Raw genomic sequence first — 25,394 nt, 5'->3', positions numbered from 1 at the left:
GCCGGATACATTTGCCTACGACCGCCACGGTTGAAGCGCTCTGTGGCTGAATTCCGTGGCCGCCGGATCTGAACGGGGACTGGAGATGACGCTGGAGCAGCTGTTCCGGGTGCTGCTTGTCGGTGCGCTGGCGCTGTTGGCCAGCATCGTGGCCACCCGATTGGCGACCCGGGTGGGCTTACCGAGTCTGCTGCTGTTCCTGGCCGTCGGGGTTGGGCTGGGCGAGGACGGGCTCGGCCTGAGATTCGACAACGTCGCGCTGGTCCGCGATCTGGGTACCGCCGCCCTGACCATCATCCTCATCGAAGGCGGTCTGACCACTCAATTCAGCGAGATACGCAGAAGCCTGGCTCCAGCTGCGGTGATGGCCACCCTCGGCGTGGCGATCAGCACCGTGGTTACCGCAGCGGGGGCACACCTGCTGCTAGGTATGGACTGGCAGCTCGCGCTGCTGCTCGGCGCCATCGTCTCTTCGACGGACGCCGCAGCAGTCTTCTCGGTGCTGCGGGTGCTGCCGCTGCCCCGACGGCTGGCCGGTCTGCTGGAGGCCGAGTCCGGGTTGAACGACGCGCCCGCCGTCATCCTGGTGGTGATGTTCAGCGTTGTTCCGTTGCACTTCGAACTGGGGGAGGCGCTGCTCAACCTCGTTTACGAACTGCTGGCGGGTGCGGCGATCGGGCTGTTGTGCGGCTATCTCGGAGCGTTCACGCTGCGCCGCATCGCGCTGCCGGCGTCGGGGTTGTATCCGCTCGCTACCTTCGGATTGGGCGTCGTGGCCTTCGCAGCCTCCGGGGTGGAGCATGCCAGCGGGTTCCTCGCCGCTTACCTGACCGGTCTGGTGCTGGCGAACTCCGGTCTGCCGCACCGCGCAGCCACCCGGTCCTTCGCCGAAGGACTTGGCTGGCTGGCTCAGATCGGACTGTTCGTCCTGCTCGGGTTGCTGGTCACACCGAGTGAGCTCGCCGACGACCTGGTGCCGGCCGTCGTCGTCGGCCTGGTCCTGCTGTTGCTGGCGCGACCGCTTTCGGTGGTGCTGTCGCTGGTCGGTTTCCGGGTGCCCTGGCGGGAACAGGCCTTCCTGTCCTGGGCCGGCCTGCGCGGTGCCGTGCCCATCGTGCTGGCCACGTATCCGATTGTGACCGGCGTCCCGGAGAGCCAACGGCTGCTGAACGTCGTGTTCGTGCTGGTGGTGGTTTTCACTCTGGTCCAAGGGCCCAGCCTCAAGCCGATCGCGCAGCGCCTCGGACTCATCAGGCGTGACATAACCCGCGAGATTCAGGTGGAATCTGCACCGCTTGACGTGCTCGATGCTGAACTGCTGACCCTGACGGTGTTGCCTCAGTCGCGACTGCACAACGTGACCGTGCTGGAATTGCGGCTGCCCGACCCCAGCGTGATCACCCTAATCATCCGCAAGGGCAACACCTTTGTGCCACAGCCCGACACGCGCATTGCAGTCGGTGACGAACTACTGATCGTCAGCACCAGCACCACCCGCGAGGCCACCGAGCGCCGGCTGCGCGCGGTGAGCCGCCGCGGCAAATTGGCTTACTGGTTCGACGAATACGGCGAACCGGATTAGGCGCCTTTCACGGTTGCGATCGTTCAGCAGATCCGAGGCAGCTGTTCGCCGATGGGCAGGTCCACAACCCGGGTGCCGCCGAGCGCGGTCCGCGCGACCACCATGCCGGGATGTTCGGCGACACAGTGGCCGATCACCGCGGCTCGGGCACCGAGCGGGTGACTGCGCATCGCGGCCAACACTCGATCGGCATCGTCGGCGGGCACGAAGGCCAACAGCTTGCCCTCATTGGCCACCTGCAGGGGGTCTAGGCCGAGCAGTCCGCATGCGTCCCGGACCTCGGCGGGGATCGGCAGGCTGCGCTCGTCCAGCGCGACCCCGACCTGTGCGGTCTTCGCGATCTCGTTGAGCGTCGCGGCCACCCCGCCCCGCGTGGGATCACGCAGGACATGTACGTCGGCACCCGTGTCGATCATGGCGGCCACCAGTCCGTGTAGCGGTGCGGTATCGCTGGCGACCGTGGTTGCGAAGGCCAGCCCCTCGCGGCAGCTCATCACCGCCACGCCGTGCACGCCGATATCGCCGCTGATGATGACGGCGTCACCGGGCGTGGCCCGCTGTGGACGGATATCGGTTCGCGGGTCGACGACGCCGATCCCCGCGGTGTTGATGAACACGCCGTCGCCGTGGCCCGAATCGACGACTTTGGTGTCGCCGGTGACCAGCTTGACTCCAGCGGCCAGCGCGGCCGTACCGACGGCGTGCGCCACATGTGCGATCTCCTCCAGCGCGGTGCCCTCCTCGAGGATGAATGCGGTCGACAGCACCAGCGGCTGCGCGCCCGCCATCGCGAGGTCATTGATCGTGCCGTTCACCGCCAGGTCGCCGATGGTGCCGCCGGGGAACGTCAACGGCTTCACCACGAACGAGTCGGTGGAGAACGCCAACCGCACCCCACCGACCTCGATCACGGCCGAGTCGCCCATGTTGGCCTCGGCCGCCGGGCCGAATGCCGGCAGGAACAGATGCTCGATCAATTCAGCCGACATCGCCCCGCCGCCGCCGTGACCCATCACGATGTTCGGTGCGTCGCGCAGCGGAGCGGGGCAGACCCACGACTCGATGTCGATTGTGGCGCCGTTCTCGGCCGCTGTCTCAGGCATGTGTCACCTCGAGTCGCCGGTAAAGGTAGTACGCGGCGCAGGCGCCCTCCGAGGAAACCATTGTGGCGCCCAGCGGATTACGGGGCGTGCACTCCTTGCCGAACGCGGCGCACTCATGCGGCTTGATGATGCCCTGCAACACTTCACCAGAACGGCACACCACCGACTCGGCCGTGTGAATTCCCGTGACCGCGAAGCGATACTCTGCGTCGAACTCGCGGTAGGAGGGGGACAGACGCCATCCGCTGGCCGGAATCATGCCGATACCGCGCCACTTGCGGTCGGTGACCTCGAAGACGTCCTCCAACATCGCCTTCGCCGCGGTATTGCCCTGCGCCTGAACGGCTCTCGGGTATGCGTTCTCCAGCTCGTGCCGGCCGGCTTCCAGCTGAATCACCGTGCGCCGGATGCCTTCCAAGATATCCAGCGGCTCGAATCCGGTGACCACGATGGGGATCCGGTACTTTTCGGTCAGCGCCGGGTATTCGTCGGTGCCCATCACGCAGCACACATGCCCGGCTGCGAGGAACGCCTGCACCCGGCAGGTCGGCGACTCCATGATCGCAGCGATCGCCGGTGGCACCAGAACGTGTGACACCAACAGTGAAAAGTTCTTGATGCCAAGTCGTTTAGCCTGATACACCGTCATCGCATTCGCGGGCGCGGTGGTCTCGAAGCCGATGCCGAAGAACACCACCTGCCGATCGGGGTTCTCGCGAGCGATGGTCAAGGCATCCAGCGGCGAGTACACGACCCGGACGTCGCCGCCTTCGCTCTTGACCCGGAACAAGTCCTTCGTGCTGCCGGGCACCCGCAGCATGTCGCCGAAGGAGCAGAAGATCACTTCAGGTCGACAGGCGATCTCCAGGGCCTTGTCGATCATCTCCAACGGTGTCACGCACACCGGGCAGCCCGGGCCGTGGATCATTTCGATCTCGTCGGGCAGCAACTGATCGATACCATGGCGGATGATCGAATGTGTCTGCCCGCCACACACTTCCATGATCGCCCAGCGTCTGCTGGTAGCCGCCCGGATCTGGTCGACGAGCTTTGCCGCCAGTTCGGGGTTACTGAACTCATCCAGATATTTCACGGTGTCACCTCGGTTGTTGCGCTGTCTGTGGGGGCGGCCAGTCCGGCTTGTCGCGCCGCGATCGCGAACCCGTCGCCGAATTCCTCGTTGAGCACGCCGAGGTGCTCGAACTCGGCCAATGTCTTGATTGCCGACTCTTCATCGAGTCGCTGAATGGCGAATCCCACATGCACGACGACGTATTCGCCAACCGCTGCGTCCGGGATGTACTGCAGGCAGACATCTTTCTGGATGCCGCCGAAGTCGACCAGTGACATCAGCGTGCCGTCGCGCTCGGTGAGGCTCAGGATCTTTCCTGGAACTGCCAAACACATCGGATTGCTCCTCTTCTCAGATCGAATTGCCCACCAGCAGTTGGCCGAGCGCGATTCCCCCATCGTTGGGCGGAACATGACGGTGGGTGATCACCTCAAATCCCTTGGTGTGCAGTTGCCTCAGCGTCAAGCGCAACAGCAGCGCATTCTGGAACACCCCGCCGGACAACGCGACGACGGGCGAACCGATGGCTTTCGACTCAAGCTCGGCAAGTCGCACGACGAGATCGGCCACGGCAACGTGAAACCGCGCCCCGATCACGCCCGGCGGAACGTTGGCGCGCAGATCGTCGATGACGGAGGCAAGCACCGGTGCGGGATCGATGAGCATCGGATCGGCACTCGTGATACTGAAGGCGTAAGTAGCTGCGCCGCAATCCATACCGCGCGACAGGCCCTCCAGCTCGATGGCCGCCTGCGCTTCATAATCGACCGTCTGCCGCACCCCGGCCAGCGCGGACACCGCATCGAAGAGCCGGCCCATGCTGGAGGTGCGGACACAGCCAAGGCCGGTCTGCAACTGGTGGGCCAGGACCCGGCGTTCGTCGTTCGGGCAGGCGTGCACCGGTGCCAGGTCTTCGTCCCAGGGCAGGCCGGCGGCCCACAGGTGCGCGAGCGCCATGCGATACGGCCGCAGCACGCTGACATCGCCTCCGGCCAACGGCACATATCGGAGCTGCGCCACCCGTTGGTAGCCCTTGTAGTCGGCAACCAACACCTCGCCACCCCAGATCGCCCCATCGGGACCGTAACCCGTTCCGTCGAAAGCGAATCCGAGCACTCGGCTGTCGCCGTCGAGACCGTGCTCGGCCATCACGGCGGCGATGTGGGCGTGGTGGTGCTGCGCCATCCGGAGCGGCCGTCGGCCTGCATGGCGGCGCGCCCACGCGGTGGAGCGGTACCCGGGGTGTGCGTCGGCGACGAGATTCTCGGGTATTACGCCGGTCAGCGACTGCAGGTGCTCTTGCGCTGCGTCGAATGCGGACAGGGTGGCCAGGTCGTCCATGTCGCCGATGTGCTGACTCAGCCACGCGTACTTGCCATCGGCGACAGCCAGGGTGTTCTTCAGATCGGCGCCCACCGCCAGTGTCGACGGCACCGGCACCGGTAACGCGACCGGCAGCGGTGCATAGCCGCGGGACCGACGGATCGGCATCTCTTGTGCCCCGGCCTCATTCTCGGCTCCGCCGAGGCTGAGCATCCGCACCACCGAGTCGTCGCACGGCACCAGGATCGCCCGGTCGTGCAGCAGCCAGCCGTCGGCGAGCCGCGAGAGGCGTTCCACTGCGTCGGTATCGGTGAAGCAGATCGGCTCCCCGCCCAGGTTGCCCGAAGTCATCACCAGGACCGGCGGACCCGGTTCGTCGCCCGGCAGTCCGAACAGCAGGGTGTGCAGTGGCGAGTAGGCCAGCATGACGCCGATATCCGGATTGTGCGGTGCGATCAGATCGGATATCGACGTGGGTGTTCGCCTGGTCAGCAACACTATTGGGCGCTGGATGCCTGAGAGTAGCTGCGCTGCAGACTTGTCCACCTCTGCGATGTCGTGCGCCGTCGCCAGGTCGGCGACCATCACCGCGAACGGCTTGTCGCCGCGACGCTTGCGCCGGCGTAGCGTTGCCACAGCCGACCCGTTGGCAGCATCGCAGGCGAGGTGATAACCACCGATGCCCTTGACGGCGAGAATTCCACCGTCGCGCAACAGTTTCCGTGCTCGTTTCAGGCCGTCCTCGCCGTCGGTGATGACGGTGTCATAGTCCCGGAAGCTCAGCGTCGGCCCGCATCGCGGGCAACAGATGGGTTGGGCGTGGAAGCGACGATCGGTCGGGTCGGCGTACTCACGGGCGCATTCGGGGCACATTGGGAAATCGGCCATGGTGGTGGCGGACCGGTCGTACGGCAGCGACGCGATGATGGTGAAACGGGGCCCGCAGTTCGTGCAGTTGACAAACGGGTGCCGATAGCGCCGGTTGCCGGGGTCACGCTGCTCGGCTGCGCAGTCGTTGCACATCGCGACATCGGGAGAGGCGAGGGTACGGCCGCCTGCTGAGTGCGAGGTGTCGATGATCGCGAATCCGGTGCCACCCTGCAGTGGAATATCCTGTTTCTGAACGGATTCGATGACAGCCAGCGGGGGAGGCCGGTTCTTCAATCGGTTCAGGAAATCGGCGATGGCTGCGGTATCGCCTTCGATCTCGATGATCGCGCCGGAGCTGTCGTTGCGGACTGACCCGCTCAGCCCTAGTGCGGCGGCGCGGGTGTAGACGAACGGCCGGAAGCCGACCCCTTGGACGACCCCGTGTACGCAGATGCGTAGGCGTTGGCGCGTCACGGCCCCGTCCCATCGCTGCCGCTACCCATCAACTTCAACCCGTCCAGCGCGGCCGCGGCGCCTGCTGCATCGGTCTTTTCGAGGACGAAGCCCATATGGATGATCACCCAGTCGCCTGCACTGAACGTCTCCTCGGGAAGCATCCCGACATTCACCTTACGCTGCTCGCCGGCCACGTCGACAAGTGCGAGCTGGTCGCCGTAACCCTCCAGCATCCGAATGACCTGCCCCGGTATACCCAGGCACATGATTCAGCCCTCCCGAACCGGGGTGCGGTCGAGTAGGTCCGCGACGACGTTTTCGACGGTGCGGGCGGCGGCCGGGACTGCGGCTGCCACAACGTCGGACAGCCCCATCCGGTCGTCGACGTCGGACACTTCGCATCCGACAATCACGGTGAAGGGGGCGGTGCCGCCGAGTGCATTGAGACTGGCGAACACCGTCGCAGGATCCATGGCGTGTGCATCCAGACCGATTGCCGCTGTGAGTGATTGGTGATCGGCCTCGAAGACATGCACAGTACCTGGCGCACCGCGGCAGGGGATCGCGTCGACGAGTACCAACGCGTCCCACTCGGCGAGCAGGTCGTAAGCGAGGTGCATGCCCCTGATGCCGTAGTCGGTCAGCCTGACACCCAGCTCCGTACAGTTGACGTGGCGGAGTACCTCGGAGCCGAAACCATCGTCACCGAGGAAGATGTTGCCGATGCCGGCTACCAGAATCCGTTGCGTGATGGTGCCTCCGTCACATCCGCCGCATACGCATGTAGCGACGCATATCTGGGATCGAGCGGACGCTGATCAGTCCGCCGGCAACGACTACAGCCGCGACCACGGCCACGGCTACCCAACCCACTACTTGCATGTTGATTTCCCTTCACTCAGCGGTTCGACTTCGTCGGGTGCGAAGTACAGGTAGCGGCCGTACCAGTCGTGCAGATCGGCGGCTGGGTCGTCCTCAAGGACGACGCCGATCTGCTGATCGCCGTCGACCGTCTCGTGTACGCAGGTGACTCGGGCGACCTTGTCTGCGTAGAACAGGTCCTGCGCGTCGGCGCGCCGGGCGGGGTGCAGCCGGACCCGACTGTCGCGACTTACCCGCACCCCGTTCACCAGCACCGCGTCGATGCTCGGGGCGACGGCGGTGTCCGCCAGCGGATCCCACCAGTCGACGCCCTCTGGAACCTCAGGTATCAGCGATCGGATTTCGGTACCGGCGTGTGGATTGCGAAGCACCCCATGAAGATTCAGCAGCGCTTCGGGTGACATCGCGTCGCAGCGGTCGATGATCTCCGCCGCGCGCGGGTCGGTGGCTCGAGCTTGGGCCTTTTCCTCTTCGGTCATCGTCATAACGCGTAGCGTCAGGATTTCGTCGATCTCGGTCGAGTCGAACAGCGCGCCCTCGCTCTGCTCGGCGATCTCCGGGTGGTCGTACAGGATGATCGGCGAGACCAGCATCAGCGTGGTATCGCCGGGCGAACCGGCGAGCACCGGGAAACACCGGTGCCGCTGGCAGCGACTGACTGCGCCGGCGGCTGAGTCCGGTGGTTCCAGCAGCGACACGAATTCGCCGCCGGTAACCTCGATGATCAGGTGGGTGCCGATCAGTGACCTAGCGATCGCGACGTCTTTATCTGCCGGGGGCGCCGCAACATTGCGCACCTCCAGGCTAATGCGCCGCAGGCCGTCATCGGGCTCGGACTGCACTGTCAACTCGGCGCGCAACTCCGCGCGGGTCCGGACCAATCGGCCACCGTCGATGTGCTCGACGTCGGTGCCCGCAGGAACGACGATCGGCAGTGTCTGCGGGGTGGCCAGTTCCGATTCGGAGAACGGTCCGAACGACAGCTCGCGTCCCACGGCTTCGTCCCAGGTGAGCCAGGTTCGGCCGGCTACGGTCAGTTCGTCGACCGGCTCGAACACGCTTGCGGTCTGCCGCTGCACTGCCCGGTGTTGCAATTGCAGGAACCGGACCACGATGGTCAAGGCCGTATCAGGTCCGGGGTGTATGAGGATTTCAGCCGAGAGGCTCTCATCCTCGCCGAGCCCGAGCTCGGCAGCTTGCCGCGGACCGAGCACACCGAACTGCCAGCGCGACTGGTTCTTACCCGACGTGGCCCGGTACGGGTAAAGCAGATAGCCCTCGTAGAGCACCGCATCGGCAACAGCCCTGACCTGCTCCCACCCCGCAGTCATCGGAGGTCCTCCGCCGATTGGGCTGCCAATAATGCCGTCACGGTTTCATCCAGCCCGAGCAACGCATGTCGGGCCTTGTAGTCCGCCAGCGCGTCGATGGTGCTGTGGTGCAACCGAATCCAGCCGGTATTCGGGTAGTGCAGTTCGATCAGATCTCGCCACACCGATACCGGCATGTCGTAGTGGTCCTCGCAGTCCCACGGCACCGGTGTGACCGCGAAGCCGCGGGAGCCCTTGGTGAAAACCGTTCCGCTGAAAAGAAATTGCAGAGGGACGTTGCCGTCGTGCAGGGCGTGGAAGTACTTTGCCGCGGTGACCTCGAAATCGTAGGTGCACGCCATTGGGAGTTCTACCTGGGTGGCGCCGGAGAAACCTGGCACCATCACGCCACTGTGCTGCCACAGGAACGTGTGCTGGGTGGTGCCCCACCGGTCTCTGGTACCGAACAGGTCGAGCAGGCCCGCCGCCTCCTCCTCTGTGTAGGCGCGGCGTAGCGGTTCGATGCGTACCTGGGCGCGCAGCGCGATGGCGTGCACCGGCTCATCGCCATCTGCTGAGATCCCGACCCGGGCGGCCAGTACCGGCGCAATGGCGTACGGCTCGGGAAACACCCCGAGCACCGCGAAGGTCACCTCGGTCACGGCGCCACCACCTTGCTGCGTTGGGCGATGGCGCCGAAGAATTGATCGACGAACTCATGGGCCTGCTGCCCGCCATCGAAGCCACGCCACAGCATTCGCAGCCGGCCGACGAGCTCATAGCACGCGTCGATGGGCACCAAGTGGCATTCGATGGGCCCCAGCTCTTCGGGCACCCGCAGGATCAGTGCCTCGGTGTCGTCGGCAAGCATGTCGATGCGCGGGTCTGCGGCGCGAATGTCGTCCCACATACCCAGGTTCAGTTCGGATTCCGTGGCGCCGGCCGGACCGGGATAGAAGGCCAACGTCCGGTCGAGGGCGGAGTTGCGGAAGAAGAAGGCCAGCCCGACCGGGATCTGCAGGAGCTCCCACTCGCGGCGGCCGAGCGCGAATTCGGGGAAGGACAGGTACCGGTCTGGGACGGCGCGGTAGTGCAGCACGGCATCGACGTCGGTGAACAGTAGGTAGCAACCCCGGCAGACGCACATCAGTTGCCGGCCTTCGATATTCACCACGTGCTGGTGCTCCTCGGCGATCTGTTCCGAGCACATCTCGCACCGCTCGCCGGCCGCAATGGGCGCGGCCCGGCCGGCGCGAATGCGCGCCAGCACGTCATAAGCGCCGGTCACGGCACACCGGCTTTGGTCGGGGCAGCTTCCATCGCGATGGACAGCACACCGTCGCGTACCAGCACAGGTACCGGCTCGAGATGTTCAGCGGCCATGGCGTTGTCGTCGACGCAGGCGCCGGCGTGCACCACGTCGAAATGGGCGTGGCAGCTGGGGCAGCGCAACACTGGGTCGGCCGACCCGACGCGGCGGTGCAGTGCGGCACCGGCCAACGAGTCGCCGCAGCGCCCGCAGCGATCCCGGTAGACGAACCAATTGTCGCCGAGCCGGCATGCCAGGACAGTGGTGTCTGCCAGCCGGAAGCCGCCCACCTCACCATGTTTCAGTTCGGCGAGCTCCGGCACCGGTTGCCAGGCAGCCGAAGTGTGGCCGTTGCGATGGACCCGACTGAGCAGCGCCGCCGCCGGTATCACGCCCGCCGCTGGTTCGGCCGCGACCACCTCGATGGTGCTGACTTCCGGGGCGGCGGCGCGGATGGCGTCCTCGACGGTGAGTTCCAGGGTCACTGCCGACGAGGGGCAGCTCTTGCAACTGCCCGAGAACTGCAATCGGACTGCAGTGCCGTCCGGGCCGTCGGCAACGCTGAGCACGGCGACATCGCCGCCATGTGAACCCAGATACGGTCTGACCCTGTCCAGCGCGTCCTCAATGCGCCGTCTGGCGTCGTGCGGATGCAGACCGTGCACCAGCAACAGGCTGGCGATCAGATCGTCGGCGGCGAGTTGCTCGGCGAACCCTGGAGCCGCGGCTGCGCTCAGCCGAATGATGCGTTGCAGCGCAGCACCATACAGTTCGGTGATTTCACCCGCCAACAGCTCGGCACGCTCACGCGCCACCGGCCCGGCTGCCGAGCTGGCGTCGAGCAGTGTCTGTATCCGGTCGCCCGCCGTGCGCCAATGGGCGTCGTCCTGGGTTACCTCGGAGTGTGACAAACCAGGCACGCCCACAGGTTAATCCCCGGTTATGGACTGCGTCGGAGAGTGCAACCGCTCCAAGGTTTTTCCCTCACCCAGGTACATGTGCACGCCGCAGGGCAGACACGGATCGAAACTTCGCACCGTACGCATGATGTCGATGCCCTTGAAGTGCTCCCGGTCGTTCTCCTCGAAGATCGGCTGACCCTGCACCGCATCCTCGTACGGTCCCGGCGTGCCGTAGGTGTCGCGAGGACTGGCGTTCCACGGGGTCGGCGGATACGGGTGGTAGTTGGCGATCTTGCCGTCCCGGATCACCATGTGATGGCTGAGCACGCCGCGCACCGCCTCGGTGAACCCGCATCCGATGCTCTCGTCTGGCACCTCGAAGCGCTCCCAGGTCTTGGTGCGGCCGGCGCGGATTTCGCCTAGCGCCTGCTCGGCGAAATGCAGTGCACAGGCCGCGGCGTAGGCCTGGAAGTAGGTGCGGGCCCGGTTGCGTTCGAGGGTGTTGCTGCCGTGCTCTGGGATCTTCCATTCCAGTTCCACAGGTCCCTTGAGGGCGGTCTTGGGCAGGTTGATCTGCACACTGTGCCCGGTCGACTTCACGTAGCCGATATCGACCAGTCCGGCCAGCGCAGTGGACCACATCCGGGCCAGCGCACCACCACCGGTGTCCAGTGCGAGGTGGTCCTTGCCGTCGTACCACCGCGGCGACATCACCCAGCTGTACTTGTCGTCCATGTCCCGCTTCTGCGGATGTGGGTTGGTGTGCTGGTTCCAGGGGTGGCGGCGATCGACCGGGTTGCCGAGCGGGTCGTTCTTGACGAACATCTCCTGATCGGACCAGTCGTCGTAATAGCTGTGGCCCAACAGAATTCGGAGTCCCAGATTGATGTCCACCAAGGAGTGGGTGACAAGCTTACCGTCCACCACCACGCCGGGGGTGACGAACATGGCGTCGCCCCAGCGCTCCATGTCCTTGTAGGCGAAGTTGCACACCTCGGGGTCCTGGAACGAGCCCCAGCAGCCGAGCAGGGTCCGTCGCAGACCGACCTTGTCGTAGCCGGGGAGGGCTTCGTAGAAGAAGTCGAACAGGTCGTCGTGCATCGGGACGACCTTCTTCATGAACTCGACGTAGCGCATCAGTCGCGTCATGTAGTCGGTCATCAGCTGAACGGTGGCCACCGTGCCGATCCCGCCCGGGTACAACGTGGACGGGTGGACGTGCCGGCCTTCCATGAGACAGAACATCTCTCGCGTCCACCGGCTTACCTGTAGCGCTTCGCGGTAGAACTCGCCGGTGAACGGGTTGAGCGTGCGCATGATGTCGGCGATGGTCTTGTAGCCGTGCGCATCGGCGTGGGGTGCCGGGGTGTTCTCGGCCTTCGCGAGCACACCCGGGTTGGTCTCGGCGACCATCTTTTCGCAGTAGTCGACGCCGACCAGGTTCTCCTGGAAGATGTTGTGGTCGAACATGTATTCGGCGGCCTCACCGAGATTGACCAGCCACTCGCCGAGGTGCGGAGGCTTGACACCGTAGGCCATGTTCTGGCAGTAGCACGAGCAGGTGGCATGGTTGTCGCCGCAGATACCGCAGATGCGGCTGGTGATGAAGTGCGCGTCGCGAGGATCCTTGCCCTTCATGAATATCGAGTAGCCGCGGAAGATCGACGATGTGCTGTGGCACTCGGCCACTTCGCGGTTCTCGAAGTCGATCTTGGTGTAGATGCCGAGGCTGCCGACAATCCGGGTGATCGGGTCCCAGGCCATCTCCACGAGCTGGCCGGGTTCGTGTTTGACCTGTGACGGCTCCGGAATGATCGTTGTCATGAACTTCGCTCCCTAGCTGAACTTTTCGCCGTATCGGCGGCAGAGCGACGGGTACTCGGCACCTACCAGGTGCGGGTCGCTCCCGTTTCGAGCTTTGTGCCACGGTGGCGCCAGCGCGGCTCCTTGTCGACGGTGCGGCCGGTGACGTGGCGCAGGTTGCGGATCACTGATCCGTACAGACCGGACGCAGCGGTGGACACCTTGCCGCCCGGCGGCTCGTCCATGAAGGGCATGAACTTATCCGGGAAACCCGGCATGGTGCAGCCGATGCAGATGCCACCAACATTCGGGCAGCCGCCGATGCCGTTGATCCAGCCGCGCTTGGGCACGTTGCATTTGACGACCGGGCCCCAACACCCCAGTTTCACAATGCATTTAGGTGAGCCGTACTCGTGGGCGAAGTCGCCCTGCTCGTAATAGCCGGCCCGGTCACAGCCTTCGTGCACGGTCGCGCCGAACAGCCAGGCGGGCCGCAACGCTTCGTCCAGCGGGATCATGGGCGCCTGGTCCGTCGCCATGTAGAGCAGGTAGGTCAACGTCTCCGCCAGGTTGTCCGGCTGTATCGGGCAGCCTGGGACGCAGACAATCGGAATACCCGCTTTGCTCTTCCAGTCCCAGCCGAGATAGTCGGGTACGCCCATGGCGCCGGTGGGATTACCGGCCATCGCGTGCATACCGCCATAGGTGGCGCAGGTACCGACGGCGACCACCGCGGTTGCCTTGGGCGCCAACCGATCCAGCCACTCGCTGGTGGTCATCGGCTGGCCGGTGGCGGGGTCGTTGCCGAACCCGCACCAGTAGCCTTCGGAATGCAACTGCTCGTTGGGTATCGATCCCTCGACAACCAGCACGAATGGTTCCAGTTCGCCACGATCGGCGCGGAAGAACCATTCGAGGAAGTCGTCGGCGCCCCCGTTCGGTCCGCACTCGAAGTCGATGAGGGGCCAGTGCACGGCGATTTTGGGTAGACCGGGGAGCGCGCCGAGTGCGATCTCCTCGATGCTGGGCTGAGTGGCGGCAGTCAGCGCCACGGAATCGCCGTCACAACTCAGACCGGCATTGATCCACAGCACGTGAATCAATGTCGCTTCTGCTTTGACTGCTGCCGATGTAGGCATAGCGCAGTTCTTTCCGGGACGGGCTGGGTCCCTACGTCGAACTTCCCGGGGACGAGCTAGGTCTCCTTCGTCGCAGGGCTCGACGTTCGGCCCGATACGCGACGCTGTTGTCCGGTCTACTCCGGGGAGATTAGCTTGTCAACGGCTCGATATAACCTCCCAGGGATGCGATACCTGGGCCATCCGGCCGCATCACAAAATCGACAACTGTGTCAATCTGGCCATCCCTGAGTTGCTGGCGCACATGTAGCGAAATTTCCTCGGATTCAAGATGGTTCATGTCAATCTCCACGACTGGCGAACCGGCGTAGCCAGCTGAACCATTCCGCCATGCCCGCTCCCGTCCGGGCACTCACCGGCAGGATCGTCGCGGTCGGATTCACCTTGCGCACGTGTGCTGTGTAGGTGTCGATATCGGCGTCGAGATACGGCGCCAGATCGATCTTGTTGAGGAGCACCAGATCCACCGCGCGGAACATCACCGGGTACTTCAGTGGCTTGTCCTCGCCCTCGGTGAGCGAGTAGACCATCGCCTTGGCGTGCTCTCCGACGTCGAACTCGGCCGGGCAGACCAGGTTGCCGACGTTCTCGATGATGACCAGATCAAGGCGCGCAAGGTCCAGGCCCCGCAGCGCGCGGTTGACCATCGGCGCGTCCAGGTGGCACTCTCCGCCGAAGCCGCTGTTGGTGTTCAGCAGCGAGATCTGTGCGCCTCGGCCGCCGAGCTTGGCCGCGTCGAGATCGGTGGCGATATCGCCTTCGATCACCCCGACGGCGATGTCGTCAGCGAGTTCGTCGAGCGTTGCGGCCAGCACAGTGGTCTTGCCGGATCCGGGTGAGCTCATCAGGTTGAGTGCGCGAACTCCGTTGCTCTCGAAAGCATTCCGGTTGATGTTCGCGCGTATGTCATTTTCGGCGAAGATCGATTCGAGCACATCGATCCGCTGGGAACCGGTTTCGTAGCCGCTGTGGTCACCGTGATCGTGGGCATGGTCGTGATCCCCAAGGTCGTGATCCCCGTGGGCGTGGACCGTGCCGTCGTCGTGCCGGTGAAACTTACCCATCGTGGATACCTCTCGTGGAACGCGGCCGGTCAGGACACGTCTAGGGATGTGACCTGGAATTCATTGCCTCTGATCACCTGGACGTCACCGCTGTCGCATGCCGGGCAACAGATGGACCAGCGGGAGGCGAGTTGTGACCGCTGCCCACATGACCGGCATGTCACCTCCGCCGGCACCATTTCGAGCTCGAGCTGGGCGTCGGGCATGCACTCATACTCGCGAATCAGGTTCCAGCAGAAGGCCAATGAATCGGGAACTACTTGCCGGAGGGCGCCGACTTGTACGCGGACCACGTCGACGTGCTTGTCGGCTGCGTACGGCCTGACGACACCGGCGATCGCTTGACATAGCGAAAGCTCATGCACTGGGTTTCACCGCGCCTCCGCCCGGCCGACGTTTGTCCTACCCGCTGCAGGACTGCACCGGAACGTTTTTCAACGCTACGCCCGGCATCCGCTCCGGCCTAGGAATGCGGCGGTACAGCGCAAACTCGCTGACCGAAATTGTGATTGTCCGCCGCGGCCGGACGAAACTAGCCTGATAGGTGCTGGGCCCGACCGGAAGGAGGCCAGCGTGTGCCTTCGACTCGGTGAGGATGCTCCGGGGTGACCCCATTGCCGGCAACTCCGCGGGCCCCGGACAACCGGGGCGTTGAGATGTTCGCCCGCTATGCGTACGCCCCTAACCATCTTGGCTACTGTGGGCCACCGGAGTTGGCCGGGTTGCGCAGCGCATCTGCCGATGACGTGCGGGCCGCGGCCCGCAGCTTCTGGGGTGCCTGGCCATACCTGGAAGTGCTGTCCAACATGACCGGCATAGCCGACCCGCTGGATCACCGGTTAGTCGAATCTTATTGGCTGGGAGGCGGTGTCGCGGCCGAGCTGGATTCCCGTGAGTTCGCGAGCCGGCTGCTCGCTGTTATCGGACCACTTGCCGGCCAGTACTGGTCGCATCTGACCAACGGCCTCGCCGGTGAGGCCGCCGCCAATCATTGTTTCCATGTGTTCGGCGTGTATCCGTGGTCGCGATTGCTTGGCCGGGGAATGGATGAGCATCCTTTGCACGTCCTGGACAACTGCCGAATCACCTGGGCGACTGTGGTTTCCTGCACCGGCGGCGATGTCGACGTCAATGCGCGCCAACTGCAGTGGGACGGGCATGAGCTTCGATTGTCGGAACCGTCACCGCGGCATCTGGAGGTCTGGGAGGACGGTTACTGTGCGGTGCCCGACATGGCTGTCGGTGATCAGGTCGCGCTGCACTGGGGGCGGGTGTGCGGACGGCTGACCCCTGACCAGTGTCGCGCTCTGCAAGACAGCACCGCCCGTCAGCTATCTGTCACCAATCGACGCCTGGCAGGTTCGCGAGAGGACTGTTCATGACTGCCGCTGGTGAATCCAACCGATCCCGCTTGGCTGCGGTCAGGACGTCGCTGACCCGTGAAGAATGGCTGCGGGTGATGGCCATGGTGGGGGTGATCGTGGGGTTGCATCTGATCGGCTGGATCACCCTGGCCGCGTTCGTGGCGCCGCACCACTACAGCCTGGGCGACAAGACTCTGGGGCTTGGCGTCGGTCTGACCGCCTACACGCTGGGGTTGCGGCATGCCTTTGACGCCGACCACATCTCGGCAATCGACAACACCACCCGAAAGCTGATGGCCGACGGACAGCGACCAGTGTCGGTCGGGTTTTACTTCTCGCTGGGACATTCCACGGTCGTGTTCGGGCTCGCGTTGCTGCTGTCGATCGGGGTCAAGGCGATCGTCGATCCGGTCGAGGATGACGCCTCGGCGCTGCACCACTACACCGGGTTGATCGGTACTAGCGTCTCCGGCGTCTTTCTATTGCTCATCGCGATAATCAACATCGGCATTCTTGCCGGCATCTTGAAGGTGTTCCGTCAAATGCGCTCGGGCACCTACAACGAAGCCGAACTCGAAGACCAAATCAACAAGCGGGGATTCATGAACCGCATCTTCGGCGGTCTCATGAAATCGATCACCACGCCCCGGCAGATGTATCCCGTCGGGGTGCTGTTCGGGCTGGGCTTCGACACCGCCACCGAGGTCGCTCTGCTGGTATTGGCCGGTACCAGCGCGGCAGCCGGACTGCCCTGGTACGCCATCTTGTGCCTGCCGATACTGTTCGCGGCCGGCATGAGTCTGCTCGACACTGCAGACGGCACGTTCATGAACTTTGCCTACGGCTGGGCGTTCCTCAAACCGGTCCGCAAGGTGTACTACAACATCACCATCACCGGTCTGTCCATCGTGGTCGCGCTGGCCATCGGCAGCATTGAGCTGCTGGGTCTACTTGCCCAGCAGCTGAACTGGACAGGCGGTTTCTGGGATTGGATCAACGGCCTGGACATCAACGCTCTCGGGTTCATCGTGGTCGGGCTCTTCGCCGTCACTTGGATTGCGTCCGTGCTGATTTGGCGTTACGCCAGGATCGAAGACAGATGGCAGGCGGAGACCCTGGGTTCGTCCAGCGGCTAACCGCAAAGCGGCCTCACCCTGGAGGGCGAGGCCGCTTGGTGAACACCGACTTACGATGCCCGGCGGCGGATGCCCCGCTTGAGCATCAGTTCGCGCTCGCCTTCGCTGAGCCCGCCCCAGATGCCGTAGGGCTCGCCGACGGCCAGAGCGTGAGACCGGCACTGCGTGATCACGGGGCACGCCCGGCACATCTCCTTGGCGCGCCTTTCGCGCTGGGCGCGCGCCCGGCCACGCTCGCCATCGGGGTGGAAGAACACCGAGGAGTCCACGCCGCGGCAAACGCCGTGCATTTGCCAATCCCACATATCGGCGTTAGGTCCGGGTAGTTGCTGCGGCAACGGCATTGTGAAAACCCCTCCCTGCGCGTCCTTTTCACAAACCAACGGAAGCGCGTCAATCGTGGAAATGATCCGAGCTCTTGTCCCCGATGACTACTCGTGCACACAACGTAGAAGGACTCTGCAAATTCCGTCAATAGCTCCGTTCTGTGCGGAACCCCATAACCGCAGGTCGAGAATTTACATCACGTTCATCTTCGCGATGCTTATGCAACGAAACTGCAGTTCATTGCGGTATGCGTTACTGCACGATCGCAGAGGTTTTCGCAGTTCGGATGGGCTCATCCGAACCGGGCAATTCTGCGCAAAATGAACGCAATTGACATGCCGTTAACATGGTGCCCACAAATTTTTAACCAAAGTTCGTCGGGCTGCCCGTGAGCCAAGCCTGCCCGCGCGGGGCGACGGCATTGATAGCGTGCTGATCCGATGACCGCAACCCATGCCCCGAACGTCGCCGCGGGTCTACCAGGCGATCGCCTCGCAGCTGCCGCTTTCGGCAACGATCCGCAGTTGTGGCCGCTGCCTTCGGCGACGACCAACCATGAGCAGTGGCTGCGGGCGGTCGCTGCGGGTGGGCAGGGCCGCTACGCATCTGCGTTCACCGACCTGCAGGACTTGTCTCGGCGGGCCGGCGGTCCGTTGCTGTCGCTCGCGCTGAGCACCAAAGCGTCATTCCTCCGTCAGCTCGGCTGGCACAACCTGGCCCGGGTCGCAGACGGCCAAGCCTGGGCGCTGGCCGACGATGCAGAAGCGCAAGCCGACGCCCTCGTCGGACTGGCCGCTGACGCGCTGGGCGTTGGAAGGTTCGGCGCCGCCGGGCGACTGCTCGCACGCGCCACTCCCGTCACCGAGGCCAGCGGCGTTGCCCGGCAGCACGTGCGGCTGGCGTGGGTGAGCGCCGAGCTGGCCATGGTGAGCGGGCACGGTGAGGCGTCGGTTGGTCATGCCGAGCGCGCTGTACAGCTGGCCGAGTCTGTCGGCTCGCCCCGCCACACCGTGAAGTCCCAGGTCGTGTACGCCGCTGCGCTGTGCAGCGCAGGCCGGTACGACGATTCCCGCGCTGTCGCGGACGCGGCGCTGGCGCGCACGCGTGAGCTGGGACTGGTCCCGCTGACCTGGGCACTGGGCTGCCTGCTCGGCGACATCGGTAGCGCGGGGCACAGCCCGCAGGACATCGCCGCGATCAGGGATGACGCCGCGGCGACCGTCCGCGCCAGGGGTGGGCAGTGGGCCGGGTGATGCTGGATGATTCGGACCCGCCCCGACCTGTCGTTACTGTCTAGCTGACACACCGAGATCAGCTGGTCCAAATCCGTAACGCTGGAGATATCGCGCACGATGACATTTTCGGGAGAAGGTCTCGATGCCGTCGTTGCTGATGCGGTCGCCGGTGATCCCGATGCGCTCCGGAAGGTGCTGGAAACCATCCGTCCGATCGTCGTCCGTTACTGCCGGGCCCGGGTCGGGGAGCGGAGCGGACTTTCAGCAGACGATGTGACCCAGGAGGTGTGTCTCGCCGTGATCACGGCACTGCCCCGCTACAGAGATCAGGGACGACCGTTCCTGGCCTTTGTGTATGGCATTGCCGCACACAAGGTTGCTGACGCACACCGTGCCGCCGGCCGTAACCGCGCGGATGTCACCGACGAACTACCTGACCGCGCCTCTGGCGATCCAGGTCCCGAACAACTCGCCATCGACTCTGACGCCGCGGCGCGGATGAACGCGCTGCTGGCCGTGCTGCCGGACCGGCAGCGCGAAATCCTGATCCTGCGCGTGGTTGTAGGTATGAGCGCCGAGGAGACTGCCGAGGCACTGGGCAGCACGGCCGGTGCGGTCCGGGTGGCCCAGCACCGGGCCCTGGCGCGGCTGAAAGCTGAAATCTCGGCGACGGAGCGCGGCCATGCCTGACTTCGGACGCTGGACATCCAACGGCGGTGATCCGTCGCTCAACGAGATCAACCGAGCCGACCGGTTCCTGGACGCGCTGGCCGCCAATCAACCGCCCTACTCGACCGATGGGACCGAGGCCGAGTTGGCGTTCCTGCTCGCCGACTGGCGCGACAGTGTGCGTGAACCTGCAGTGACGACGCCGGTGACCGCTCGCGATGCGGTTGCCGCGCTACAGAACGGGCTGGCCAAGAAGCACTCCCGCGGCACGCTGACCATCGCCGGATCGATCGCGGCGGCCCTGCTGTGCCTTGGTGGGTTCGGTACCGCGGTGTACGGCGCGGGGCCGGGAGATGCGCTCTACGGGGTGCGGACCACCTTGTTCGGTGCGCCTCGGGTCAGCGATGAACAGGTGATGCTGGCTGCGCAGACCGAGATGCAACAGGTTCAGCAGATGATCGACAACGGTCAGTGGCAGCAGGCACAGGACAAGCTGCAGCAGTTGAGCCCGACCGTGCAGAGCGTTGACACTCCGGAACACAAGCAGCAGCTGATTCAGCAGTGGAATGCGTTGACCTACAAGGTAGTTGAGCAGAATTCCGCCGCGACGCTGCCGCCGCCGGGAGAGCCCATGCCCACGCTGCCGTCGTCGCCGTTGACGCTGCTGCCGGTACCGGTCGTCCAGCCGCCATCGGCGTCGGTCACGACGTCGACGACGTCGACCACCCCGACGACGGAGTCGACCTCCGCTCCGTCGACGACGTCGACCACGGCGACGTCTACGACGGCTAGCCCCACTACAGCGACGTCCACTACGGCTACGCCGACCACTTCGACATCAGGTGCGCCGACAGTTGTTCCGGGCGCCGGCACGCCGACGACCTCGACCGATGCGACGGCCACCTCGACCACGGTGGCGAGCACACCGACGTCGCCGGCCGAAACCACCACTGCGACGCCCACCACGACAGCGGCACCGACGTCGGCCACGCCGACGACGACCGCGGGGCCTGCGCCCGCGGCGACAACGCCGCCAGTTGAGGCAACCCAGACCGCGCCGACCGCGGCCTCGACAACTGCGGCCGCGCCGACGGTGGCTTCAACAACCGCGGCCGCGCAGATCCCGACGACAACTGTGGCTGCGCCTACCCAGGCCCCGGCGAACACGGCTGCCGAAACACCGCACTCAGTTCAGTCGAGTGTGACGAGCCAGACAGAACCCACTGCCCAGTCGGGGCATTCGGGCGCTCAGCACTGACGGGCGGATTGCCGCTGCCTAGGGCAGATCGCCCTTTCAGCCAACAGAAAAAATCAGCGATAGCCGTCGGAGTCCGACGTGGCTTCGTTCAGCGACGCATCGGCGTACCCGCGGCAATAATCCCAGGTCACGTAGGCATCGGGTTCGGGGTCGTAGGCCGGCTCGTGGGGGCGCACAGTGCCGTCGACCAACAGCTGGAGCAGATTTGCCCGCAGCATGTCCCAGTCGTGGTAGTGGTCCTGCTGGCATTCGTCGCAACATACGACGAGACCACGAATTCCCTTGTGCGCCAACAAGGTTTCGTAAACCGCCAGATCGGCGAGATCAGCCTCTACAGCCATGCGCTCCTGCGGGTCCAGCGGTTGGCCCGGCTCCAGCGCGTCCAGAACGGCCGACGGGTCCATCGGATCGTCGGCGAATGGATCGGGCGGCAGGCCCGGTGGCAGGTGGTCACGCACGGCTCCACCCTACTTATCACCCCAGGTGTCGCGCCAGCCGTCACCCCGGCGAGCCGCCGGATGGCGGGGTTCGGCGCCGGTCGTAAAGGCCGATAGGATGGGTTTTTAGTTCCTCGATTGTGTCTGCCGGGAGGCCCACCCATGTCGATCGCTGAAAGCAGCGTTCCCATTGCCGTTCCGGTGCCGACCGGCGGCGACGATCCGACCAAGATCGCGATGCTCGGGCTGACCTTCGACGACGTCCTGCTGCTGCCGGCGGCCTCCGACATCATTCCGGCCACGGCCGATACGTCCAGCCAGTTGACGCGCAACATTCGGCTTCGGGTGCCGCTTGTCAGCTCGGCGATGGATACCGTCACCGAGTCCCGCATGGCCATCGCGATGGCCCGCGCCGGTGGCATGGGCGTGTTGCACCGCAACCTGCCGGTCACCGAGCAGGCCGGCCAGGTCGAGACCGTCAAGCGGTCCGAAGCCGGCATGGTCACCGACCCCGTCACCTGCTCGCCGGGCAACACCCTGGCCGAGGTCGACGCCATGTGCGCCCGGTTCCGGATTTCCGGCTTGCCTGTGGTCAACAGCAGCGGTGAGTTGGTGGGCATCATCACAAACCGGGATATGCGCTTCGAGGTCGACCAGAACAAGCCGGTTGCCGAAGTGATGACCAAGGCCCCGCTGATCACCGCGCAGGAAGGGGTGTCCGCTGAGGCGGCGCTGGGCCTGCTGCGGCGGCACAAGATCGAGAAGCTGCCCATCGTCGACGGCCACGGCAAGCTGACCGGGCTGATCACCGTCAAGGACTTCGTCAAGACCGAGCAGTTCCCATTGGCTACCAAGGACAGTGACGGTCGCCTGCTGGTCGGTGCCGCAGTCGGCGTGGGTGACGACGCCTGGACCCGTGCCATGACGCTGGCCGATGCCGGCGTCGACGTGCTGATCGTGGATACCGCGCACGCCCACAACCGCGGCGTGTTGGACATGGTGTCCCGGCTCAAGAAGGCAGTCGGCGGGAAGGTCGAGGTGGTCGGCGGCAACGTCGCCACCCGGGCGGCCGCCGCGGCGCTGTGTGAGGCGGGTGCCGACGCGGTCAAGGTCGGGGTCGGCCCAGGCTCGATCTGCACCACGCGTGTGGTTGCCGGTGTCGGTGCCCCGCAGATCACCGCGATCCTGGAAGCGGTGGCGGCCTGCAAGCCCTACGGCGTTCCGGTGATCGCCGACGGCGGCCTGCAGTACTCCGGTGATATAGCCAAGGCGCTGGCCGCCGGTGCGTCGACGGCCATGCTGGGCTCGCTGCTGGCGGGCACCGCAGAAGCGCCGGGCGACTTGATCTTCGTTAACGGCAAGCAGTTCAAGAGCTACCGCGGTATGGGATCGCTGGGTGCCATGCAGGGCCGGTCAAATGCGGGAGGTCAGGGCAAGTCCTACTCCAAGGACCGTTACTTCCAGGACGACGTGCTGTCCGAGGACAAGCTGGTGCCCGAGGGCATCGAGGGCCGAGTGCCGTTCCGCGGTCCGTTGGGGACTGTGATCCACCAGCTGACCGGCGGGTTGCGCGCAGCCATGGGCTACACCGGTTCTGCGACCATCGAGCACCTGCAGCAGGCGCAGTTCGTACAGATCACCGCGGCCGGCCTCAAGGAAAGCCACCCGCACGACATCACGATGACTGTCGAAGCCCCGAACTACTACACGCGCTGAGTGTGTCGCCCCATTGCGCCGAAACGGACGATTGGGCCCAAAAGTGCGAGTAGATCTGGCCATAACGTCGGTTTCGGCGACAACTGTTAGGGAGTTAGCGCATGCGTGACATGGTCGAAATCGGTATGGGCCGAACCGCCCGCCGGACCTATGAACTCGATGACATCAATATCGTGCCGGCTCGGCGTACCCGTTCGAGCAAGGATGTATCGACCGCCTGGCAGCTCGACGCCTACCGGTTCGACATTCCGGTCGTCACCCATCCGACGGATTCTCTGGTTTCACCCGAGTTCGCCATCGCCATGGGCAAGCTGGGTGGGCTCGGGGTGCTCAACGGTGAGGGCCTGATCGGTCGGCATGCCGATGTCGAGGACAAGCTGGCTCAGGTGGTGGAGCTGGCGGCCAAGGAGTCCGATCCGTCGGCTGCTGTCCGCTTGCTGCAGCAATTGCATTCTGCGCCACTGGATCTCGATCTGCTCGGCAAGGCTGTGGTCCGGATTCGCGAAGCGGGCGTCACCACGGCGGTGCGGGTAAGTCCGCAGAACGCGCAGGCGCTGACCCCGACGCTGGTGGCTGCCGGCATCGACCTGCTGGTTATCCAGGGCACCATCATCTCCGCCGAACGCGTTGCGTCAGACGGAGAACCGCTGAACCTCAAGACTTTCATCTCCGAGTTGGACGTGCCGGTGGTGGCCGGCGGGGTGCTCGACCATCGCACCGCCCTGCACCTGATGCGTACGGGCGCGGCCGGCGTCATCGTCGGTTACGGCTCCACTGCCGGGGTGACCACCAGCGACCAGGTACTCGGCATCAATGTTCCGATGGCCACTGCGATCGCAGACGCTGCGGCGGCCCGCCGCGAATACCTCGACGAAACCGGTGGGCGGTACGTACATGTGCTGGCCGACGGTGACATTCACACCTCGGGTGATCTGGCCAAGGCCATCGCCTGTGGTGCCGACGCCGCGGTGCTCGGAACCCCGTTGGCTGCGGCCGCCGAGGCGCCGGGCGACGGCTGGTACTGGCCTGCCGCCGCGGCACATCCGTCGTTGCCGCGCGGTGCGCTGCTGCAGATCGCGCTGGGGGAGCGGCCGTCGTTGGCGCAGGTGCTCGATGGACCGTCCGATGATCCGTTCGGTGCGGTGAACCTGGTCGGTGGCTTGCGCCGGTCGATGGCCAAGGCCGGTTACTGCGATCTGAAGGAATTTCAGAAGGTCGGCCTGACCGTCGGCAGTTAGGTTCCACGTTCGCTGAGGTGCGCCGAAACTCCGTATGTTGTTGTGATTTGGGCGGTTTCGCGCAAAGAGCCGTGATGTCTCGGGCCTTGCGGCGGCAAAAGTTAGGGTTGCCTTGGTGGCTGGTTACCCGCCGGTAGGGTCATACTTCTGCCATGGAGCCTGACTACGACGTCTTGATCATCGGTTCGGGATTCGGGGGCAGCGTCAGCGCCCTGCGACTGACCGAGAAGGGCTACCGGGTCGGAGTGCTGGAGGCCGGTCCCCGCTACGCGGACGCCGACTTCGCCAAGACCTCGTGGGACCTGCGAAAGTTCTTGTGGGCCCCCAAATTAGGCATGTACGGCATTCAGCGCATCCACCTGTTGCGCAACGTGATGATCCTGGCCGGCGCCGGTGTGGGCGGCGGTTCGCTGAACTATGCCAACACCCTGTACATCCCGCCGGACCCGTTCTTCAACGACCCGCAGTGGAAGACCATCACCGACTGGCACGCCGAACTGATGCCGCACTACGAGCAGGCGCAGCGAATGCTCGGTGTGGTCCAGAACCCGACGTTCACCGACGCTGACCGCATCGTCAAAGAAGTGGCCGACGACATGGGCTGCGGCGACACCTTCGTGGCCACCCCGGTGGGTGTGTTCTTCGGTGCCGACGGCAAGCAGACGCCGGGCGAGACTGTGCCTGACCCGTACTTCGGCGGGGCCGGGCCGGCCCGCACCGGTTGCATCGAGTGCGGCGAGTGCATGACCGGTTGCCGGCACGGGGCCAAGAACACCTTGGTGAAGAATTACCTCGGTCTGGCCGAATCCGCTGGGGCGCAAGTACATCCGATGACCACGGTGACCAGCTTCGAGCAGCGCGGTGATGGTCTGTGGCGGGTGGACACCCGTCGTACCAATGGCCGTTTGCGCCGCGACAAGCGCAGCTTCACCGCCAAGTACCTGATCGTCGCGGCCGGCACGTACAACACCCAGAAGCTGTTGTTCAAGGTGCGTGACAGTGGAAAGTTGGCGAAGCTGTCCGATCGCCTCGGTGTGCTGACGCGGACCAACTCGGAGTCCATCGTGGGCGCGCAGACCCGTGAGGTGCTGCCGGGTATGGATCGGCATATTCATACGGTCAAGACAACATCCGTTGATTTGGGAGGTTGTCGTGCCAAGTGGTTACCGACATTCGAGGGCAACGCGGCGGGAGTTGTT

At 64.9% G+C, this 25,394-nt stretch carries 25 protein-coding genes; 9 read left to right on the top strand and 16 right to left on the bottom strand.

Annotated features, from left to right (window positions below; translation table 11 throughout):
- The first annotated feature begins 85 nt into the window (after positions 1–85).
- A complete protein-coding gene (locus M2432_RS26885) occupies positions 86–1,582 on the top strand; it encodes a potassium/proton antiporter (RefSeq protein WP_280829909.1) in 1,497 nt (498 codons plus the stop codon).
- Between the two features lie 23 nt (positions 1,583–1,605).
- Here M2432_RS26885 and hypE read toward each other — a convergent pair whose 3' ends face one another.
- The 14 genes from hypE to M2432_RS26815 all read right to left on the bottom strand — a co-directional run bounded on the left by hypE (position 1,606) and on the right by M2432_RS26815 (position 15,180).
- Positions 1,606–2,685 (bottom strand): hydrogenase expression/formation protein HypE, encoded by a 1,080-nt coding sequence (hypE, locus tag M2432_RS26880; RefSeq protein WP_280829900.1) that lies wholly within the window; start codon positions 2,683–2,685, stop codon positions 1,606–1,608.
- Positions 2,678–3,778, bottom strand: a complete 1,101-nt coding sequence (hypD, locus tag M2432_RS26875; RefSeq protein ID WP_280829899.1) for a hydrogenase formation protein HypD — start codon at positions 3,776–3,778, stop codon at positions 2,678–2,680. Before hypD ends, hypE begins: the two co-directional genes overlap by 8 nt.
- Positions 3,775–4,092, bottom strand: coding sequence for a HypC/HybG/HupF family hydrogenase formation chaperone (locus M2432_RS26870; RefSeq protein ID WP_280829898.1), 318 nt, complete (start codon positions 4,090–4,092; stop codon positions 3,775–3,777). Before M2432_RS26870 ends, hypD begins: the two co-directional genes overlap by 4 nt.
- A 16-nt stretch (positions 4,093–4,108) precedes the next feature.
- On the bottom strand, positions 4,109–6,424 hold the full coding sequence (hypF, locus tag M2432_RS26865) for a carbamoyltransferase HypF (RefSeq protein ID WP_280829897.1): 2,316 nt from the start codon (positions 6,422–6,424) through the stop codon (positions 4,109–4,111).
- Positions 6,421–6,672, bottom strand: a complete 252-nt coding sequence (locus M2432_RS26860; protein ID WP_280829896.1) for a HypC/HybG/HupF family hydrogenase formation chaperone — start codon at positions 6,670–6,672, stop codon at positions 6,421–6,423. Before M2432_RS26860 ends, hypF begins: the two co-directional genes overlap by 4 nt.
- Positions 6,673–6,675: 3 nt before the next feature.
- The gene (locus M2432_RS26855) at positions 6,676–7,158 is read right to left on the bottom strand and encodes a hydrogenase maturation protease (protein WP_280829908.1); all 483 of its coding nucleotides are present in this window, start codon (positions 7,156–7,158) and stop codon (positions 6,676–6,678) included.
- A 120-nt stretch (positions 7,159–7,278) separates the two neighbouring features.
- Complete coding sequence (locus M2432_RS26850) at positions 7,279–8,619, bottom strand: hypothetical protein (RefSeq protein ID WP_280829895.1); 1,341 nt, start codon at positions 8,617–8,619, stop codon at positions 7,279–7,281.
- Positions 8,616–9,260, bottom strand: a complete 645-nt coding sequence (locus tag M2432_RS26845; protein WP_280829894.1) for a DUF6084 family protein — start codon at positions 9,258–9,260, stop codon at positions 8,616–8,618. The genes M2432_RS26850 and M2432_RS26845 overlap by 4 nt, the downstream gene beginning before the upstream one ends.
- On the bottom strand, positions 9,257–9,886 hold the full coding sequence (locus M2432_RS26840) for a DUF5947 family protein (protein ID WP_280829893.1): 630 nt from the start codon (positions 9,884–9,886) through the stop codon (positions 9,257–9,259). The genes M2432_RS26845 and M2432_RS26840 overlap by 4 nt, the downstream gene beginning before the upstream one ends.
- Positions 9,883–10,818 carry a NifU family protein gene (locus M2432_RS26835; RefSeq protein WP_280829907.1) on the bottom strand — a complete coding sequence of 312 codons (936 nt, stop codon included), beginning with the start codon at positions 10,816–10,818 and terminating at the stop codon, positions 9,883–9,885. Before M2432_RS26835 ends, M2432_RS26840 begins: the two co-directional genes overlap by 4 nt.
- Positions 10,819–10,836: 18 nt before the next feature.
- Positions 10,837–12,633, bottom strand: coding sequence for a nickel-dependent hydrogenase large subunit (locus M2432_RS26830; protein ID WP_280829892.1), 1,797 nt, complete (start codon positions 12,631–12,633; stop codon positions 10,837–10,839).
- Between the two features lie 62 nt (positions 12,634–12,695).
- On the bottom strand, positions 12,696–13,751 hold the full coding sequence (locus M2432_RS26825; protein WP_280829891.1) for a hydrogenase expression protein HypE: 1,056 nt from the start codon (positions 13,749–13,751) through the stop codon (positions 12,696–12,698).
- Positions 13,752–14,032: 281 nt separating this feature from the next.
- Positions 14,033–14,815: a hydrogenase nickel incorporation protein HypB gene (hypB, locus tag M2432_RS26820; protein ID WP_280829890.1), complete on the bottom strand. Its 783-nt coding sequence runs from the start codon at positions 14,813–14,815 to the stop codon at positions 14,033–14,035.
- 29 nt (positions 14,816–14,844) lie between these two features.
- Positions 14,845–15,180 carry a hydrogenase maturation nickel metallochaperone HypA gene (locus tag M2432_RS26815; RefSeq protein WP_280829889.1) on the bottom strand — a complete coding sequence of 112 codons (336 nt, stop codon included), beginning with the start codon at positions 15,178–15,180 and terminating at the stop codon, positions 14,845–14,847.
- 240 nt (positions 15,181–15,420) lie between these two features.
- Between M2432_RS26815 and M2432_RS26810 the strand changes: the two genes are divergently transcribed.
- Together M2432_RS26810 and M2432_RS26805 are read left to right on the top strand one after the other, a co-directional pair.
- Complete coding sequence (locus M2432_RS26810; RefSeq protein WP_280829888.1) at positions 15,421–16,197, top strand: DUF6390 family protein; 777 nt, start codon at positions 15,421–15,423, stop codon at positions 16,195–16,197.
- Positions 16,194–17,315, top strand: a complete 1,122-nt coding sequence (locus M2432_RS26805; RefSeq protein ID WP_280829887.1) for a HoxN/HupN/NixA family nickel/cobalt transporter — start codon at positions 16,194–16,196, stop codon at positions 17,313–17,315. The genes M2432_RS26810 and M2432_RS26805 overlap by 4 nt, the downstream gene beginning before the upstream one ends.
- Before the next feature lie 50 nt (positions 17,316–17,365).
- Here M2432_RS26805 and M2432_RS26800 read toward each other — a convergent pair whose 3' ends face one another.
- Positions 17,366–17,659 (bottom strand): WhiB family transcriptional regulator, encoded by a 294-nt coding sequence (locus M2432_RS26800; RefSeq protein ID WP_280829886.1) that lies wholly within the window; start codon positions 17,657–17,659, stop codon positions 17,366–17,368.
- A gap of 423 nt (positions 17,660–18,082) precedes the next feature.
- On the opposite strand from M2432_RS26800, the gene M2432_RS26795 reads away from it, so the two are divergent.
- From M2432_RS26795 to M2432_RS26785, 3 genes are all read left to right on the top strand, one after another.
- Positions 18,083–18,895: a hypothetical protein gene (locus tag M2432_RS26795; RefSeq protein ID WP_280829885.1), complete on the top strand. Its 813-nt coding sequence runs from the start codon at positions 18,083–18,085 to the stop codon at positions 18,893–18,895.
- Between the two features lie 99 nt (positions 18,896–18,994).
- Positions 18,995–19,567, top strand: a complete 573-nt coding sequence (locus M2432_RS26790) for a sigma-70 family RNA polymerase sigma factor (protein ID WP_280829884.1) — start codon at positions 18,995–18,997, stop codon at positions 19,565–19,567.
- Positions 19,560–20,804 (top strand): anti-sigma-D factor RsdA, encoded by a 1,245-nt coding sequence (locus M2432_RS26785; protein WP_280829883.1) that lies wholly within the window; start codon positions 19,560–19,562, stop codon positions 20,802–20,804. The genes M2432_RS26790 and M2432_RS26785 overlap by 8 nt, the downstream gene beginning before the upstream one ends.
- A 53-nt stretch (positions 20,805–20,857) precedes the next feature.
- On the opposite strand, the gene M2432_RS26780 is transcribed toward M2432_RS26785, so the two are convergent.
- Complete coding sequence (locus M2432_RS26780) at positions 20,858–21,262, bottom strand: DUF5319 domain-containing protein (protein ID WP_280829882.1); 405 nt, start codon at positions 21,260–21,262, stop codon at positions 20,858–20,860.
- 141 nt (positions 21,263–21,403) lie between these two features.
- Here M2432_RS26780 and guaB point away from each other — a divergent pair, with 141 nt between their 5' ends.
- The 3 genes from guaB to M2432_RS26765 form a co-directional block, all read left to right on the top strand.
- Positions 21,404–22,957: an IMP dehydrogenase gene (gene guaB, locus M2432_RS26775; RefSeq protein WP_280829881.1), complete on the top strand. Its 1,554-nt coding sequence runs from the start codon at positions 21,404–21,406 to the stop codon at positions 22,955–22,957.
- Positions 22,958–23,067: 110 nt separating this feature from the next.
- Positions 23,068–24,195 (top strand): GuaB3 family IMP dehydrogenase-related protein, encoded by a 1,128-nt coding sequence (locus tag M2432_RS26770; protein ID WP_280829906.1) that lies wholly within the window; start codon positions 23,068–23,070, stop codon positions 24,193–24,195.
- A 152-nt stretch (positions 24,196–24,347) separates the two neighbouring features.
- Positions 24,348–25,394, top strand: a 1,047-nt coding sequence (locus M2432_RS26765; RefSeq protein ID WP_280829880.1) for a GMC family oxidoreductase, incomplete at its 3' end; no start/stop codon positions are given.

Origin of the sequence: Mycobacterium sp. OTB74, from assembly GCF_029892685.1 — a bacterium.
Classification (GTDB): domain Bacteria; phylum Actinomycetota; class Actinomycetes; order Mycobacteriales; family Mycobacteriaceae; genus Mycobacterium.
The sequence above is the reverse complement of the archived record's forward strand: the minus strand, read 5'-3'. Positions and strand labels throughout refer to the sequence as shown.

Excerpts from the sequence above, each read along its gene's own strand:
- M2432_RS26885 (WP_280829909.1), top strand. The coding sequence starts at position 86 with ATGACGCTGGAGCAGCTGTTCCGGGTGCTGCTTGTCGGTGCGCTGGCG.
- hypE (WP_280829900.1), bottom strand. The coding sequence starts at position 2,685 with ATGCCTGAGACAGCGGCCGAGAACGGCGCCACAATCGACATCGAGTCG.
- M2432_RS26870 (WP_280829898.1), bottom strand. The coding sequence starts at position 4,092 with ATGTGTTTGGCAGTTCCAGGAAAGATCCTGAGCCTCACCGAGCGCGAC.
- M2432_RS26860 (WP_280829896.1), bottom strand. The coding sequence starts at position 6,672 with ATGTGCCTGGGTATACCGGGGCAGGTCATTCGGATGCTGGAGGGTTAC.
- M2432_RS26850 (WP_280829895.1), bottom strand. The coding sequence starts at position 8,619 with ATGACTGCGGGGTGGGAGCAGGTCAGGGCTGTTGCCGATGCGGTGCTC.
- M2432_RS26830 (WP_280829892.1), bottom strand. The coding sequence starts at position 12,633 with ATGACAACGATCATTCCGGAGCCGTCACAGGTCAAACACGAACCCGGC.
- M2432_RS26825 (WP_280829891.1), bottom strand. The coding sequence starts at position 13,751 with ATGCCTACATCGGCAGCAGTCAAAGCAGAAGCGACATTGATTCACGTG.
- hypB (WP_280829890.1), bottom strand. The coding sequence starts at position 14,815 with ATGGGTAAGTTTCACCGGCACGACGACGGCACGGTCCACGCCCACGGG.
- M2432_RS26805 (WP_280829887.1), top strand. The coding sequence starts at position 16,194 with ATGACTGCCGCTGGTGAATCCAACCGATCCCGCTTGGCTGCGGTCAGG.
- M2432_RS26800 (WP_280829886.1), bottom strand. The coding sequence starts at position 17,659 with ATGCCGTTGCCGCAGCAACTACCCGGACCTAACGCCGATATGTGGGAT.
- M2432_RS26795 (WP_280829885.1), top strand. The coding sequence starts at position 18,083 with ATGACCGCAACCCATGCCCCGAACGTCGCCGCGGGTCTACCAGGCGAT.
- M2432_RS26790 (WP_280829884.1), top strand. The coding sequence starts at position 18,995 with ATGACATTTTCGGGAGAAGGTCTCGATGCCGTCGTTGCTGATGCGGTC.
- M2432_RS26785 (WP_280829883.1), top strand. The coding sequence starts at position 19,560 with ATGCCTGACTTCGGACGCTGGACATCCAACGGCGGTGATCCGTCGCTC.
- guaB (WP_280829881.1), top strand. The coding sequence starts at position 21,404 with ATGTCGATCGCTGAAAGCAGCGTTCCCATTGCCGTTCCGGTGCCGACC.
- M2432_RS26770 (WP_280829906.1), top strand. The coding sequence starts at position 23,068 with ATGGTCGAAATCGGTATGGGCCGAACCGCCCGCCGGACCTATGAACTC.